This window comes from Oleiphilus sp. HI0079, from assembly GCF_001635105.1.
Genome location: NZ_LWFT01000076.1, coordinates 1 through 783, shown reverse-complemented (window position 1 = coordinate 783; position 783 = coordinate 1). Strand labels below are relative to the sequence as shown.

Sequence of the window (783 nt, the reverse complement as noted above, 5' to 3'; positions counted from 1 at the left end):
TCTTCAAAATGCCATTCATCTTTCTCGTTGGTCTGCTTGTTGTTAAAGACCATGTGCAGTCCCGGACATAGGACCGCTTTAGCGCGAAGTACGTGTCGCAAACGCGAAATCGAGAACTTAACAGACTCAAAGTATTTCGCGTCGGGCCAAAAATGAACGAGTGTTCCAGTGTTACGTTTACCAACCGTATCGATGACTTCTAGGTCATGCGTTTTATCGCCATCCGCAAAAGCAATCTTGTGAAGATTACCGCTGCGGCGGATAAACACCTCTAATTTGGTCGAGAGCGCATTCACCACCGACACGCCAACTCCGTGAAGACCACCAGAAAAGCTATAGTTATCATTCGAGAATTTACCACCGGCATGCAATCGCGTAAGAATCAACTCAACGCCCGGAACACCCTCTTCAGAGTGAATATCAACCGGCATGCCACGACCATTGTCCGAAACGGATAACGAGCCGTCTTCATGAAGGACAACTTCTATCTTCGTCGCATGTCCGGCTAAGGCTTCATCGACGCTATTATCAATGACTTCTTGCGCAAGGTGGTTGGGACGGGTGGTCTCTGTATACATTCCCGGTCGTTTTTTAACCGGGTCTAACCCACTTAAAACTTCAATCGAGTCGGCGGTATATTGCTTATTAGACGAGGAGTTCTCAGACATAGCTCTTCTTACATAGATAGGGGGTACTCATATCTCGAGAGCTTAAACAATTCAGCGCCAAGCGCCAATAGCTAAGCACCAAGATGGGTGATGTTTAAGAAAAGAAAGACGCTCA

General features: G+C 47.0%; 1 protein-coding gene. It reads right to left on the bottom strand.

Annotated elements, in window-relative coordinates; translation table 11 throughout:
• The coding region (locus A3750_RS01115; protein ID WP_231871664.1) for an ATP-binding protein at window positions 1-668 on the bottom strand (668 nt) is incomplete at its 3' end.
• Window positions 669-783 lie beyond the last annotated feature (115 nt).